The organism is Paenibacillus solani, assembly GCF_001277345.1.
Taxonomy (GTDB): domain Bacteria; phylum Bacillota; class Bacilli; order Paenibacillales; family Paenibacillaceae; genus Paenibacillus_AQ; species Paenibacillus_AQ solani.
In genome coordinates this window covers 753,692-768,472 of sequence record NZ_LIUT01000001.1, presented here as the reverse complement: position 1 = coordinate 768,472, position 14,781 = coordinate 753,692, and the positions used below count along the sequence as shown (strand labels likewise).

Below are 14,781 nucleotides of genomic sequence, written 5' to 3'. Positions count from 1 at the left end.
CATGAACACACTATTATTATTTTAGCATAGCCCTTAAAGAAATAGGCTTTTTTTTCTCAAATCGTGTACAATGGTAACTATTAATACATATAAAGGAGCCGATATCCCCTATGCTTCCCTTGTATAAAAAATATTGGAGAACCGCTTTCGATATAGGTTTAATCATACTTACAGTTTACCTGGTAATGCTCATATTCAGTAAACTGTACCAAATTGCGGCTCCGGTGTTTTTATCTTTCCTGGTTTTCCTGATTATCGAGCCTTTCTCCAAATTCCTGCATCGTAGAGGGCTTCCAAAGCCATTTGCCGCTGCCATCTCCGTTCTGCTCTTCTTGCTCATCATTCTGGGCATCCTGTTCGGTGCAGGGGCACTCATCGTCTCACAGTTCATGAATTTGCAGGATAATTTGCCGTCTTATACCCAAACGATTCAAAAGCATTTTTCCGAAGGCATCCTATTCCTGCAAACGAAACTTGACGCACTTCCACCAGATCTGGCGGAACGAATGAATGGTTACTTTCAGGATATTACCGCATTTGCCCAGGGAGCAGCCGAATCCTTTTTTCATTATGGGATTGGTTTTATGGGCTCGTTCTCCTCGTTCATTGCGAATTTCGGTGTGGCGATTATTCTTGCCTTCTTCCTGAGTATCGAGATCGGCAGCTGGCGGAGAATTGCCAAAGATAAGACGCCGAGAACCCTCAAGACAGCGTTTGTTTTTCTTAAGGAGAATGTGTTCAAGGCGATTGGTTCTTATCTGAAAGCTCAGATGAAGCTCGTCAGTATCACTTTTGTCATTGTATACATAGGACTCCTGATATTAGGGACAGGGAATTCCTTATCCATAGCTCTGATCTGTGCTGTTTTTGACATCTTGCCATTGCTGGGCGTTCCCGTCATTTTTATTCCGTGGATTACCTATTTGTTTATCGTAGGCAATACTGGCCTGGCTGTTGGTTTAATTGTTCTACTGGCCGTTGTTGTTATTTCAAGGCAGCTGCTTGAACCCAAAATCACAGGGAATTCGATTGGCGTGTCTTCCGCTTTTCTAATGCTGTCTTTCATGATGATCTCACTTTCGATTTTTGGAGTCGCCGGTTTGATCCTGGCTCCCATCCTGTTAATTCTCATTAAAGAATTGCTTACCCAAGGGTATCTGAAACAATGGATCCGTCTGCCGAGTGAAGAATTCGATGTCTCCCCTTGGGATATGTCGCAATCTTACGCTGAACCGGAGTCAGTTTCAACAGAAGCCAAGAAATCAAAAAGCTGACCAAATATTTCGGCTGCCTGATGACTGCTGTCAGGACTCCGATTCTCCACCAAGACAGCTGCGGCATAGCGCGGCTTCTCGACTGGGCCGTATCCGATAAACCATTGGTTATTTCGGGCACGGCCTTTGTTTTGCACTTGTGCTGTGCCTGATTTGCCTGCAAGCGACCATTTGCGATTTTTTAAAGATGCACTGCCTGTTCCATCTTGAACGACCTGTTCCATCCACTCAAGCAGGATTGAGGAGGTTTCCTGGGAAATACTTCCTCCTGATGCAAACTCTACAAGTGAGTCCGTATCCTGAAGCAATTGGCCGTTGGCATACCGAACCTGCTTCATAATTCGGGGTTTGGTTTTTACCCCGCCATGAAGCAGCGTTACAATGGCATTAGCAGCTTGCAGCGGGGATATGGCAGCATCTCTTTGACCAATGCCTGTCTGCACTCTTACACCAGCATCTGAGGCATCCACTGAGCCAGAGAACACTGTCCCTTTCTCTTCATGATCCAATGGAGCGAATGATCGCAAGCCCAGAAACTGCTGCGATCTCCAACCTACGGTTTGCCCAAAACCTAGCGCTGAAGCCGTGTTCGATAATTGCCCAGCAGATAATCTTTCCGCAAGCGTTGCAAATACGACATTGCATGATTCCGCGAAGCCTTCACGAAGACTTACCGTTCCATGTCCTCCCTTTTTCCAGCACGATAACCCGAACTTACCGTATTGACCATCACAATGAAAGTGTTCCTCCGGAGTGCTTAATCCATTCTCAAGAATGGCTGCGGCAGTGACCAGCTTGAAGATGGAGCCTGGCGTTACTGCTTTAAGTCCCCGGCTTTCCCACTGCCCTTCACTCGGAACGATATGTTCCGGGTTATAGAATGGTCTGGAGACCATTGCCACAATGTCTGCATTGCGGGTATCCAGTACTACAACAGCTCCTTCTTTCATCCCTGCTCTCTCCGTCAATTCCTCAATCCCGGTTTGGATATCAATATCAATGGTGGTAGTTACACGCAGCGGATAGTAGGGGTTGTCAGGAGCCTGCACCACGGGCTTGATATCTTGAATCACTTCGTTGGTGCTGTCAACCGGAAAATAGACAACCGTGGGTCCCTCTCCCCGTATTAGCGCATCCATCGTTTTCTCCAAGCCGCTGGTCCCGGTGACCTCCGCACGATGATGAAAAAACAGGCTTTCCTTGCGCTGACCTGATACAAAACCAAGCCACTGCATTCCAGATAGGCGGTCCCCATACCGCTGTTCATAAGGGAGAACCTTCAACTTGGGAAGGTCAAGCTGTTTAATCTTCTCGATTTGATCTTTACTCAAGGATCGAGGGATGCGTGAATTCTCACCATGCCACAGCATCGGCTCCTTTATTCTCCCCCAGCGCTGCATTAAATCATCCACATTCGTCCCCAAAATACGCGCAAGCTCGGCTAACTGGCGATGGGAGTTGTTCAGCTCTTTCTCACTTACCGGAAACAATACCGCTGCCCAGATCAAATTGCCTGTGAGCGGCTTTCCATTCCGATCCGTAAAATGCCCACGACCCGAGTCCAGTATGATGCCCCGCTCGCGCTGGATCAGCGAGGCTTCTACCATCGTATGTCTGCTTCCGGGCAGCCGCTGATGTTTCATCACAAGCTGAACCCAAGCTAAACGAAGCGTTAGAATGGCAATCAATACCGTTAAGATCAACCATCCGTATGTAATTCGCCTGTTGCGGATCAGCCTCATGTTTGGGTCCTCCTATTTCTTCTTTGATTCATTATTATTTCCATTTGCAGGATGAATCAATCCATTCATACTCTCCGAGCGGCATATAAAAAAGCTGCCCCATCCGTCTTGGTTAACGGATGGAGCAGCTTTGGATTCTACAATGTAAAGCGGGATAAAGTCTCTTTAAGCTCGTTTGATACATTCTCCAGCTGTGTCGACAGATTCACCAGCTGGCTGCTAACGCTTTGCTGCTCAGTCGAGAGCGATGCCACTTCTTCAGAAGTTGCCGAGGATTCTTCGGCCACTGCACTCACATTACTCATCGCTTCCGAAAGCACCGTTTGAGATTCATTCAATTCGCCAATGGAATTCGTTACCGAATCCAACCGTTCGATATATTCCACCATCTGCTGTTGAACAGAGACAAAGATATCATTCGTTTCCTTCACGGCATCCATCTGACCTTTAAACAGAGGATTGGCATCCAATAATACCTGAACGGTCTCGTTCATTTCGGTCATAATTCGGTCTGTAATCTGGCTCACCATATCGATGGATTGTCTGGTTTGATCCGCCAATTGACGGATTTCATCTGCAACGACCATGAACCCTTTACCTGCTGCTCCTGCACGAGCTGCTTCAATCGTTGCATTCAATGACAAGATATTGGTTTGCTTCGTAATGTTCTGCATCACATCCAATACTTTGACAACCGATGAGGTTGTTTCCTTCAAGCCATCCACCTTGTGCATCATGGATCGAGTCATATCCTCGGTCTGATGCGTCTTGTCCAACAAGTCACTCAAATGTTTAGTACCAAGCTCACTAGAGCTTTCAACGTGACGGGCAGCTTTGCCCATTTCTTCGTTAGCTGTAACAACCATTTGCATCTGTTTCGAAATATTGTTGGTCAGATCGCTGCCTCGCTCGGCTTCAACTGCCAGGCTGCTGGCTCCGTTCGCAATTTCCTCGGTAGCGATCGCGATTTCCTTCGCAGAAATCGCCGTCTTCTTCGAGGCGTCACTTAATTCTGCAGCCGTTTTGAGCACCTCTTGTGCCGTATTACTCGTCTGCTGAACGAGGCCTGTAATCTGTTCCATCATATCGTTAAAGCTTGCGGACAGCTGACCGATTTCGTCTTGACTCTTATGGTTTGTGCGAACATTCAAGTTGCCCTTTGCGCCTTCCTTCATCAGCAGGTTCAGTTTACCTAACGGACGGGCAATCATTCTAACCATCCAAATACCAATCAGAATAGCAATAATCACATCGACGATAGCCACGATGAGCGTAATGGTCAGAATACTCGTCGCATCCTTTGTAAGCTCACTAGTCGGAACGGAGCCTACAAGTTTCCAGTCGTTTGTGCTTTGCGTATTATAAACGGCCAGAACATATCTTCCCTGCTCATCCTTCGTTCTTACGTCATCCGTTTTGGTCTCTGCCGGGAAATCCTTAACGAAGGTCCATCCGGATTCTGAACCCACAATGGAGGAATCGCTTGAAGAAACTACGGTTCCTTCCGGACTGATCAATTGCAATTGGCCATTCTCACCCAGGTTGATTCCTTGCAAATGCGAATCTAATACGGAAGCGTTAAGTTCGAATACAACCGTATACTTTGAAGTCATATCATTGAGAGATCCTAAAGTCCGGGCAATCGAGAAGAATGGAGCACCGTTGTTCTGAACGGTTGGCAGCCACATCACTTTCTTGTCGCCATCCTTCAATTCTGCGTACCAGCTTTGCTCAAGGAAAGTCCTCGAGGATTCCGATGCTTGTCCAGCAGATAAAATCTTCTCTCCCTTAGAAGGGATCAAGTAGATGGCTCTAATGGACGAATCGGATGTAATTTGATTGGAGAGTTTGTCCCGAATACTGCGTTCAATCGTAAACGAATCATAATCGCTTAAGCCTTTACTCGTGTACTGATTCAATAACTTTTGCAGCTCGATATCATAGAAAACCTGCCTGCTGGCACTTTCATACTTTTCCAGGATAATATCGATTTTCTCAGAGGTCTGGATAATCGTCTGCTGGTTGCCATTGGCAGCATTTTTCTCAATGGTGCTCTTCGCTTTATCATAAGAAAGATAACCCAATACGATCACAAAAAATACGATAGTGGATAAAAAGATCAAAAACAGACGGATTCCGACAGACTTTGCAGGATTTACGGGCATTCGGCTAATAGCCGTACCCATGTTAGAAACAAACGATTTAGCATTATGTATCCCTGTTGATGCCGAAGGAATCTTTTTCTCCTTGTTTCCTCCGTGCTTTCTGTCCTTTTTCGGCTTCTTATCATGCTGCTCGACTTCTGACATTAGCTGTTCACCTACCACAATCATAATATTATACGCCGGACTAATTTCCCAAAACGTATTCGCTACTCTTTATTTCGACAAAACAAGGGCTTTTCCTTTGGCTTTTCGCAAAAAAAATAATTCGTTAACCCTAAATTCCTCAAAATAAAAAGAATCCAGGTCATACTGCGGACCTGAATTCTCAATTGTGTAGTTCTTTAGAGCTATGAAATTATGACCCTTTATGTTTCCGCATCATATCAAAGTTACGAAGCGGCTGATCCACCTTCATGCGAATAAGCTGCAAAGGATGCCGCGCTGCATCCAGCTCTTGGCCATTCTCATCCTGAATGGAACCAACTTTCTGTTTAAAGAAAGTCCCTTCAGGCCCGAAAAACTCAATTTCATCCCCGGGCTTGAAATGATTCCGCTGCTGAATGACAGCTATTCCCGAGTTCTCATCGTATTCCATTACCAATCCAGCAAAATCATAGGGAACTGCTTTTTCTTCCGGTTCATAGATGTGATCCTCATGATCCGGTGTGTCATAGAAAAAGCCGGTATTCAGAGGCCGGTTGGCAGCTTTGTTAATTTCCTCGATCCATTCGGGTTTTAGCACATAATGTTCAGGATCTGCCATATAGGAATCAATTGCCTGTCTGTACACATTAACTACTGTAGCTACATAATGGATCGATTTCATCCGGCCTTCAATCTTGAAACTGTCGATGCCAACCTCGATCAGATCGGGAATATGCTCCAGCATACAGAGATCCTTAGACCCCATCGTAAATTGATTATCTTCCTGCTGGAATAACGGAATTTGTGTAACTCCCGGTTTAAAGGGAGATGGAGCCGCCAGGGACTGTTCCATCAACTGCTGCTCTTCAGAGATCCAATTGCCTTGCTCTTCTCTTCCATCCTCAAACAAGTCATACTTCCAGCGGCAGGATTGGCAGCATCCGCCCCGATTGGAGTCACGATCCGTAAAATGATTGGACAATACACAGCGACCAGAGAATGAGGAACACATCGCACCATGGATAAAGGCTTCGATCTCAATATCAACATGCTCTTTAATCGTTGCGATCTCTTCCAAACTCGTTTCCCGCCCCAGTACAACCCGAGGCAGCCCTTCGTCCTTCCAGAATTTGACGGCCTGCCAATTCAGTGTGGATTGCTGCGTGCTCAGATGCACTTCAAGCTTGGGAGCAGCACGCTTGGCCACCTCGATAATAGCGGGATCTGCAGCGATAATCGCCGCAATACCCGCTTCTTCCAAACTCCGCAGATAGGATTCGATCCCCTCAACATCTTCATTATGCGCGTAAATGTTAGTTGCAACAAAGACTTTGGCTCCGTACTTCTTGGCGAATTCGACGCCTTCTTTCATTTCTTCGAAGCTAAAATTGTCCGCATTTGAACGAAGGCCATATTTCTGGCCCCCGATATATACTGCATCGGCCCCATAGTGTACCGCGAATTTTAATTTTTCCAAATTGCCAGCCGGGGCGAGCAATTCCGGCTTGTCCAGGCGATAGCGTTTGCCTTTGTACTTTGGCTGTGCCATTGCTTCCATGCTGTCCACTCCTTAATAAACTTGTTCCTTGTAGAAAAATCCAAACGACAATTCACGTTCGGGATCCTGAATTGCCCGAATTCCGTCCATCCATTCTTCCTGAAATGCATATGCGGAGGCATCAGCATGATATAAATCAATCGCTTGGCGGTAAGTCCGAATCACAAGCTCATTGTAATGACGCGGCTTCAAAAGCGTCTCGATTTTAAAGCTGTCAATGCCTGCTGCCATCAGCAAATGCAAGTCCTCTAATATGCAAATATCCTCCGAGCTCATAATATGAGTCCCGTTAATATCCTCATAGATCGGATACTTCTCTTCTTGACGTTCATTCTCAATGAGAAACAGGCCGCGTTCCTTGCCAAGGTTGCCTTCAGTCAAGGGTCTGCCTTGCTGCTGCATATAACTGTTCACCAAGCGGCGTTTGGAATGATAAATATTAGTCATCCCATGAACCTGCACTTGTGCTTCCAATTGAAGCTTCGGTTTCATTTCCGTTACTTCATCCATATTCAACTCACGCGCAAGGATAACCCGGGAAGCACCTTTGCTTCCCCAGTAATTCGCTGTTGAATAGTTGGTGGCAGTCATTTCTGCATTCCAATGAAGTTTGATTTGCGGAGCCAGCTCTTTTACGGTAGTAAGCACGGAAGGGTCGTTAAACTCGACCGCGTCCACTCCGACATCTCCTAATGCTTTCACATAAGCAGGCAGTTCGGGCAATACATCATTGGTCATCAAGTTATTTAGGCTAACGTACACTTTGCTATCCCGCACATGGGCAAGATTCACAATTTGGGCAATGTCATCCACTGTCAGATTACCTGGCAATCTCATGCCGAACCGGTCCTCTCCCACAAGCAGTGCGTCGGCTCCTGCTTCGAGAAAAGCCGCAGCATCGGACACTGAGCCGGCTGCCGCTAATAATTCTGGTTTGATACTCATATCTAAAATCCTCCCTACCTAGGGGTAGTTCAACAAAACTCTTCCGAATTGAAGCTGTCGAGTCTTGCTCAACTCGTATTATTATTGTTGTGCCATCTTCTTGCTGATCTCGATGTTCTTCAAATGCTCTTTATACGTCTTGGCAAACAAATGCTCTTGCGTACCGTCTTTCTTCGTTACATAAAATAAATAATCGGATTTCTCCGGATTCAGAGCAGCCTGAATAGACGCCAGACTTGGACTTGAGATGGGACCTGGTGGCAGCCCCTTCTGACGATAGGTGTTATACGGACTCTCCACTTCCAGGTCGGAATAAAGCAATCGTTCTTTCGGCTTATCCAGCAAATATTGAACAGTCGCATCGATCTCCAGCCGCATATTTTCCTCTAAACGGTTATAAATAACGCCGGCTACAAGGGCACGTTCTTGATCTGCAACCACTTCCCTCTCAACCAATGAAGCGATCGTCATCAATTCATGCAAACTCATCCCGCGAGCCTTCAATTGGCTCTGCCAATCCGGTATTTCAGCTAAACGTTTCTCCGTCTCCTTCAGCATTGTTTCTACAATGCGCTCTGCCGTGAGGTCCTTCTTCGGCAAATCATAGGTTGCAGGGAACAGGTATCCTTCCAGACGATGCCTAAGTTCCGCCCCTTTAGGGATTTCATCGACAATCGGCACATCTGAGCCCTTGTACTGGTCGACTGCTTTCAAAAAATCCTTCTCATCTATTCCACTCTCACGAGCGATAGTTTCAGCCATTTGGAGGACGGTATATCCTTCGGGAATTGTAAAATGGACCATCTCCTCGGGTTTCACGTCTCCATTGTTCATTTTCGACAACAGTTCTTGAATGGAAGTTCCCGGTACGGCCTCATAGGTTCCCGCCATCAGACGGTTGCCTTCATTGGTAACCTTTAAATAACCTTTAAGTATAAGGGCATTCTTAATCAATCCCTTTTCCTCAAGCAGATCGGCGATAGAGGACGTACTCATGCCGGATTCCACCGTGAATTCGATAGGGGTTTCCGCGCTCTGAACAGGCTGTAATCCATTCCAAACATAGAACACAACCCCGCCCGCAACAAGGATTAGAACCAATACTGCTATTGCCAGTTTCTTCAATCTACTCATCCCTTCACACCAAAAGGGGCGGACAGCTCCGCCCCTTCCTGAACTTTCATTTGAAAATCAAGCATGTGCTCACAAATCAGATGATTTAATCCTCATCTTCTTCGGGAAAAGTCAGCTCATCGTATAACTCGGATACATTCTCCCATTCCTCATCATCATCAATGGTTGCCAGTTGCAATCCGCCATCCGCTTCCTTGACGATACGGAGAACCTCGTATTCCTCATCGGTACGATCAGGTTGAACGAGAATGGCATAACCTTGACCATCCACTTCAAATTCGGCGGCAATATCATAAACCTCGATATGGCCTTTATCGTCCTCAAGCTCCACACTCTCACCGAATGCTTCCTTAAGTACTTGGGTCCATACGATATTCTCAACCGAAAAATCAGACATCATTCGTCTCTCCCGTCCAGCTCTTCCACGAGCGTATTGAAGGTTTCTTCAACAATGGCCCATTCTTCATCGTCTTCAATCATAAACAGCTTCAGATCGTCTCCATCTTCTTCATAACGGAAAGCGTAGACCTCGTCAGTCTCTTCGTCAGCCGACTCTCTTGGTACAACCATCATGTATCTGGCATCCGAGTTGTCCACCTCGAATTTCATGATGACTTCAAATTCTTCCTCGTTGCCTTCATCATCGGGAATATAAATAATTTCCGGTTCTTCTTCCATACCAATATGCTCATTAGCCATAGTAATCACCCTCACCTTTACCTTTTAGAATCCAAGTAGTTTTGTAAAATCAAGCTTGCTGCCATTTTATCTACAACCTGTTTTCGCTTCTTTCGGCTGACATCGGCTTCAAGCAATGCCCTCTCAGCGGATACTGTTGATAGCCGTTCATCCCAAAGGTGAACGGGTAAGGATAGGGACTCACGCAAAGTACTTGCGAATTCCATGCAGATTTCGCCCCGAGGACCAATCGTACCGTTCATATTCTTGGGCAAGCCCACCACTATCTCGCCAACCTCGTTCTCTTTGACGAGTAATGCAATTCTGTCGAGCTCAGCTCCATCACGACGACGTTCAATCACTTCAAGCCCTTGAGCTGTCCATCCGAACACGTCGCTTACGGCAACACCGATTCTGCGGTCCCCGTAATCCAATCCCATGATCTTCTTCATCCCTGTGTGCTCCTAACGATGACTGGCTAAGTAGAACCGGACCAGTTCTTCAATCAATTCATCTCGCTCTTTCTTCCGGATCAAACTTCTGGCATTATTGTGCCGAGGTATATAAGCGGGATCCCCGGACAAAAGATACCCTACGATTTGGTTAATCGGATTGTACTCCTTCTCTACCAGCGAATCATATACCGAAAGTAGAATGTCCTGGGCGGAAGCCTCCTTCTCATCACCTTTTACATTGAACTTGACTGTCTTATCCATGGAGTCCATGTGTGACACACCTCGCTTCTTCAAAGAACATGTTTCCCATGCTTCGTCGAAATAAATATTTACCAGCTTGATCTAGTTATATCATAACATAATCCTGAGTCTCTACGGAAATCCAAAGCGAAATATTTAGAGGGTGTTCCAAAAAATTCAGGATTGAGCACAGCCGCGGCTTGCCGTTACTGCGCCCCATCCCCAAAAATGTTATACACCCCGCGCTACGATATCCTCAGCATGCTGAAGTGCCTGCGCAAGCTTGGATGCCTCTTTACCGCCGGCTTGTGCCATATCCGGACGGCCTCCGCCGCCTCCACCGCAAATCGAAGCCACTTCTTTGACGAGCTTGCCTGCATGATAGCCCTGCTTCACAAGATCCTGAGGAACCGCAACAACGAAATTCACCTTGTCGCCCGCTTTCGAGCCGAGCACCAGTATAGTCTCAGGAAGTTTGCCCTTCAGTTCGTCAGCGATACCGCGAAGTCCGTCCATGCTGCCAGCTTGTACTTCGGCTGCAAGCAGTGATGTACTGCCCACTTGTTTCACTTTATCGGTCAGCTGGCTTGCTTCAATGGCTCCCAGCTTGCCTTGCAGAGATTCATTCTCGCGTGCAAGATCCTTCACCTGTTGATTCAGGCCCTCGATCCGCTTCGGAACATCAGCAAGATTGCTCTTCAAAAGACCTGCAGCTGATTTCAGCAGATCCAGCTGCTCCTCTAAATGTTCATAAGCATAACGGCCGGTTACAGCTTCAATCCGGCGTACGCCCGAGCCGATTCCGCTCTCGCCAAGCAACTTAAAGATCCCGATCTGCGAGGTGTTGCCTACATGGCATCCACCGCAGAGCTCGATGCTATAATCCCCTACTTGAACCACACGGACAATATCGCCATATTTCTCTCCGAACAGCGCCATGGCGCCCATCTCTTTAGCTTCATCGATCGGCTTGCGTTCAATGACCACCGGGACACTCTTCCATACTTGTTCATTCACGCGGCGTTCAATATCAGCAAGCTCCTCTGGTGTAATGCTGCCAAAATGGGAGAAGTCAAAGCGCAGACGCTGCGGTTCAACAAGGGAGCCCGCCTGATTGACGTGTTCGCCGAGCACTTCCTTCAGTGCTTTGTGCAAGAGATGTGTAGCGGTATGGTTCTTGACGATATCGTTTCGCATCGCCGAATCTACCTGTGCCTTGACTGTATCGCCAACTTTAAGCTCGCCAAGCTCTACGGTTACTAAATGTACATGCTGTCCATGAGGAGCCTTGAAGAGACCTTCGACTCTGGCGCGAACCGATCCTCCTTCGAGCGTTCCCTGGTCACTGACCTGTCCGCCGCTTTCGGCATAGAACGGGGTCACGTCCAGAATGACCTGGCAGGTTTCGCCTTCGCGGACGCTGTCTGCAAAGCTGTCGCCGGAGATGATGGCGAGCACTTTAGCCTCACTGACGGTGTCATTATATCCAACAAATTCACTTTTAACCGTATAATCGGAAAGAACGCCGCCCTGAACCTTCATGCTTTCCGTTTCATGGCGGGCTGCACGCGCACGATCACGCTGTTCCTTCATTGCAGCATCAAAGCCTTCGCGGTCAACGGTCAGTCCATGCTCGGATGCATAATCCTCCGTCAAATCAAACGGGAATCCATACGTATCATACAATTTGAACGCGTCACTGCCGCTGATTATCGTTTTGCCCTGATTTTTCGCTTCAGCACTGACTTCAGCCAAGATGTTAAGCCCGTCGGAGAGCGTTTTGTGGAACTGTTCTTCCTCCGTTGCAATGACCTTCTCGATAAATGCGCGTTTTTCAACTACTTCCGGGTAGTAGACTCCCATAATATCGCCTACTGTTTCGGTCAAGGTATACATGAACGGCTTGTCCAGACCGAGCACTTTTCCGTAACGAACCGCACGGCGGAGCAATCGACGAATGACATAGCCGCGGCCTTCGTTGGAAGGAAGCACGCCATCACCTACTGCGAATGCAACTGTCCGGATATGGTCTGCAATGACTTTGAGGGCGATATCATATTCCGTCTTCTCATTGTATTTTACGCCGGCAAGCTCTGCCGTCTTCTGAATGATCGGCTGGAACAGGTCGGTGTCGAAATTGGATGCCACGTTCTGCAGAATGGAAGCAAAACGCTCCAAACCTGCACCCGTATCGATGTTCTTGTTAGGGAGCGGTGTGTAGCTGCCGTCCTTATTGTGGTTGAACTGGGAGAATACGAGGTTCCACACTTCAAGCCAGCGTTCATTCTCGCCGCCAGGGAACATTTCGGATTCCGGAGCCTCTGTGTCGTATCCCTCACCGCGGTCATAGAAGATCTCGGTACAAGGTCCGCAAGGGCCTTCGCCGATATCCCAAAAGTTATCCTGCAGCTTAATGATGCGTTCCGCCGGAAGACCAATTTTTTCATTCCACAATTTATAAGCCTCTTCATCCTCCGGATATACGGTAACAGACAGTTTCTCAGGATCGAAGCCGATCCATTTCTTGTCGGTCAGGAACTCCCAAGCCCAAGTAATTACTTCTTCTTTGAAGTAGTCGCCAATGGAAAAATTACCGAGCATCTCAAAGAACGTATGATGCCGGCGGGTCTTGCCGACATTCTCAATATCATTGGTACGAATACATTTCTGCGAGTTTGCGATTCTTGGATTCTCCGGCTTCACGCGTCCGTCAAAATAAGGCTTGAGCGGAGCCATACCTGCATTAATCCAGAGCAGGGACGGATCATTATGCGGTACAAGTGATGCACTTGGTTCAATCTTGTGCCCTTTCTCAGCAAAAAAATCCAGCCATTTGGAACGAATTTCACTTGCTTTCATCTCAACACTTCCTTCAGTCATAATAGTAGGGATACAATCCTGTATCCGAACACAAAAAACGCCCCTGAAATGATTCAGGGACGATGTTCTCGCGGTACCACCCTGGTTATCGCCGTTTCGTTCCATCAGTCTCCTGACTTGCAACTGGTTGGCACATATGACGATCGCCTTGTAACAGCTTGATAACGGGAGCCATCCGGTGAATTTGGGTCACACTCAAAAATTAGCATTCAGCTTGGGACGCTTCCAGGTTCTCGCAGCCAGACGGATCTTCTCCGTCAGAAACCTGTTCTCTGGGCAAGGTACACATAGCCTACTCGATTTTCTCATCGTTTTGTACTGCTATACAATTGATTATTTCAAGTATATATAGGGCGAAACTATCTGTCAATGTATGACCAAGGGCAGCCATTTATCGCAATTCTCAGCCGGATTTCCTCCGTACATAATAAGCAAAGAAATGCTGAAGCAGGACTTTTAATACAGCGAAGACGGGGACCGCTAATATCAAACCCACCGTCCCTGCCAGCTGCCCCCCAACAAGCAGCGCAAATATGATGAGAAGCGGATGCAGATGCAGCTTTTTACCTACGACTTGCGGTGAGATGATGTTGCTTTCCAGCGTCTGGCATATCATATTGACCACCGCTACCAGCAGCACCATTTTCCAGGAAATCGTGGATGCCATGACAAGTGCAGGAGCCGCGCCGAGAAAAGGGCCCAAATACGGGATGATGTTAAACACGGCCACGATGCTTGCCAGCAGCAGCGCATAGGGCATACCAACGATCATATATCCCACATAAGCCAGGACGCCGATTATGAAGCATACCAAGAACTGACCGCGGACATAATTTCCGAGAGCTGCGTCAATCTCTTTCAGCAGTGTTACGATCGATTTTCGACGGCTCCTTGGCAGATAAGAAACGGCGGTTCGCTGAAAGACCTCAAAGTCCTTTAATATGTAGAAGATCAGGAAGGGAATAATCATTACATTAAACAGGATGTTGATGGTATTGCCGATATTGTCCATGAAGTCAGAGATTCCTCCGGCCAGCCTTGACTCCATTTGATAAAACCAGCTGTTCACCCCTGTCCTCACACCCGGGGGCAGTAATCTGCTGTCCAGATTCGTCATCAGGCTTTGGGCATTCATGGTTAATTCGGGCAAGTGCTCGTTGAGCTCCTCCAGCTGCCGGATCAGCATTGGTATCATATTTATCAGTAGTACGGTAAGCGAAGTCAGGAACACTGCATATATTAGCAGCACTGCAATACTCCGGGGAACTTTGCGTTCGGAGAGCATGCATACAACCGGATTCAACACATAGGATATGATCATAGCAATCAAAAACGGGGCCAGGACGGCTTTGATAAAACGATAGATGTCCAGAAACAGTGGACGCAGCAGCCAAACAAAGTATAGGGTGATCAATCCAAGCAACAACCACACCAACAATCGAAACCATTTGTTTTCGGTCAGCTGTTCCACAAGGTCCCCTCCTTTTATTCAAAACTACCCTGTAGTATATGTACAAGCTTCCAGAAATAATCAAAATCCCCCCTAAAATAATCGGATAGGAAGCT

General features: G+C 47.2%; 12 protein-coding genes. 1 reads left to right on the top strand and 11 read right to left on the bottom strand.

Annotated elements, in window-relative coordinates; all coding sequences use genetic code 11:
- Positions 1-110: 110 nt before the first annotated feature.
- The gene (locus AM231_RS03365) at positions 111-1,274 is read left to right on the top strand and encodes an AI-2E family transporter (RefSeq protein WP_054401334.1); all 1,164 of its coding nucleotides are present in this window, start codon (positions 111-113) and stop codon (positions 1,272-1,274) included.
- Here AM231_RS03365 and AM231_RS03360 read toward each other — a convergent pair.
- The 11 genes from AM231_RS03360 to AM231_RS03310 all read right to left on the bottom strand — a co-directional run bounded on the left by AM231_RS03360 (position 1,223) and on the right by AM231_RS03310 (position 14,686).
- Positions 1,223-3,016, bottom strand: a complete 1,794-nt coding sequence (locus AM231_RS03360; protein ID WP_054401333.1) for a peptidoglycan D,D-transpeptidase FtsI family protein — start codon at positions 3,014-3,016, stop codon at positions 1,223-1,225. The two genes, AM231_RS03365 and AM231_RS03360, sit on opposite strands and share 52 nt — an antisense overlap.
- 137 nt (positions 3,017-3,153) lie before the next feature.
- The gene (locus AM231_RS03355; RefSeq protein ID WP_054401332.1) at positions 3,154-5,325 is read right to left on the bottom strand and encodes a methyl-accepting chemotaxis protein; all 2,172 of its coding nucleotides are present in this window, start codon (positions 5,323-5,325) and stop codon (positions 3,154-3,156) included.
- A 211-nt stretch (positions 5,326-5,536) separates the two neighbouring features.
- On the bottom strand, positions 5,537-6,883 hold the full coding sequence (locus AM231_RS03350; RefSeq protein ID WP_054401331.1) for a peptidase U32 family protein: 1,347 nt from the start codon (positions 6,881-6,883) through the stop codon (positions 5,537-5,539).
- Positions 6,884-6,895: 12 nt separating this feature from the next.
- Positions 6,896-7,828, bottom strand: coding sequence for a peptidase U32 family protein (locus tag AM231_RS03345; protein WP_054401330.1), 933 nt, complete (start codon positions 7,826-7,828; stop codon positions 6,896-6,898).
- A gap of 81 nt (positions 7,829-7,909) precedes the next feature.
- Positions 7,910-8,953: an endolytic transglycosylase MltG gene (gene mltG, locus AM231_RS03340; RefSeq protein ID WP_054401329.1), complete on the bottom strand. Its 1,044-nt coding sequence runs from the start codon at positions 8,951-8,953 to the stop codon at positions 7,910-7,912.
- A 94-nt stretch (positions 8,954-9,047) separates the two neighbouring features.
- Positions 9,048-9,359, bottom strand: a complete 312-nt coding sequence (locus tag AM231_RS03335; protein ID WP_207383594.1) for a DUF1292 domain-containing protein — start codon at positions 9,357-9,359, stop codon at positions 9,048-9,050.
- A complete protein-coding gene (locus AM231_RS03330) occupies positions 9,359-9,661 on the bottom strand; it encodes a DUF1292 domain-containing protein (RefSeq protein WP_053489258.1) in 303 nt (100 codons plus the stop codon). The genes AM231_RS03335 and AM231_RS03330 overlap by 1 nt, the downstream gene beginning before the upstream one ends.
- Before the next feature lie 17 nt (positions 9,662-9,678).
- Entirely contained in the window at positions 9,679-10,092 is a 414-nt protein-coding gene (ruvX, locus tag AM231_RS03325) for a Holliday junction resolvase RuvX (protein ID WP_053489259.1), read from the bottom strand.
- 12 nt (positions 10,093-10,104) lie between these two features.
- Complete coding sequence (locus AM231_RS03320; RefSeq protein ID WP_006208869.1) at positions 10,105-10,365, bottom strand: IreB family regulatory phosphoprotein; 261 nt, start codon at positions 10,363-10,365, stop codon at positions 10,105-10,107.
- Between the two features lie 201 nt (positions 10,366-10,566).
- Positions 10,567-13,194, bottom strand: coding sequence for an alanine--tRNA ligase (gene alaS / locus AM231_RS03315; protein WP_054401328.1), 2,628 nt, complete (start codon positions 13,192-13,194; stop codon positions 10,567-10,569).
- Positions 13,195-13,618: 424 nt separating this feature from the next.
- On the bottom strand, positions 13,619-14,686 hold the full coding sequence (locus AM231_RS03310; RefSeq protein ID WP_054401327.1) for an AI-2E family transporter: 1,068 nt from the start codon (positions 14,684-14,686) through the stop codon (positions 13,619-13,621).
- Positions 14,687-14,781: the final 95 nt, after the last annotated feature.

Bases quoted from the DNA above. Each gene is read 5' to 3' on its own strand.
- AM231_RS03365 (WP_054401334.1), top strand. From the start codon at position 111: ATGCTTCCCTTGTATAAAAAATATTGGAGAACCGCTTTCGATATAGGT.
- AM231_RS03360 (WP_054401333.1), bottom strand. From the start codon at position 3,016: ATGAGGCTGATCCGCAACAGGCGAATTACATACGGATGGTTGATCTTA.
- AM231_RS03355 (WP_054401332.1), bottom strand. From the start codon at position 5,325: ATGTCAGAAGTCGAGCAGCATGATAAGAAGCCGAAAAAGGACAGAAAG.
- AM231_RS03350 (WP_054401331.1), bottom strand. From the start codon at position 6,883: ATGGAAGCAATGGCACAGCCAAAGTACAAAGGCAAACGCTATCGCCTG.
- AM231_RS03345 (WP_054401330.1), bottom strand. From the start codon at position 7,828: ATGAGTATCAAACCAGAATTATTAGCGGCAGCCGGCTCAGTGTCCGAT.
- AM231_RS03335 (WP_207383594.1), bottom strand. From the start codon at position 9,359: ATGTCTGATTTTTCGGTTGAGAATATCGTATGGACCCAAGTACTTAAG.
- AM231_RS03330 (WP_053489258.1), bottom strand. From the start codon at position 9,661: ATGGCTAATGAGCATATTGGTATGGAAGAAGAACCGGAAATTATTTAT.
- ruvX (WP_053489259.1), bottom strand. From the start codon at position 10,092: ATGAAGAAGATCATGGGATTGGATTACGGGGACCGCAGAATCGGTGTT.
- AM231_RS03320 (WP_006208869.1), bottom strand. From the start codon at position 10,365: ATGGACTCCATGGATAAGACAGTCAAGTTCAATGTAAAAGGTGATGAG.
- alaS (WP_054401328.1), bottom strand. From the start codon at position 13,194: ATGAAAGCAAGTGAAATTCGTTCCAAATGGCTGGATTTTTTTGCTGAG.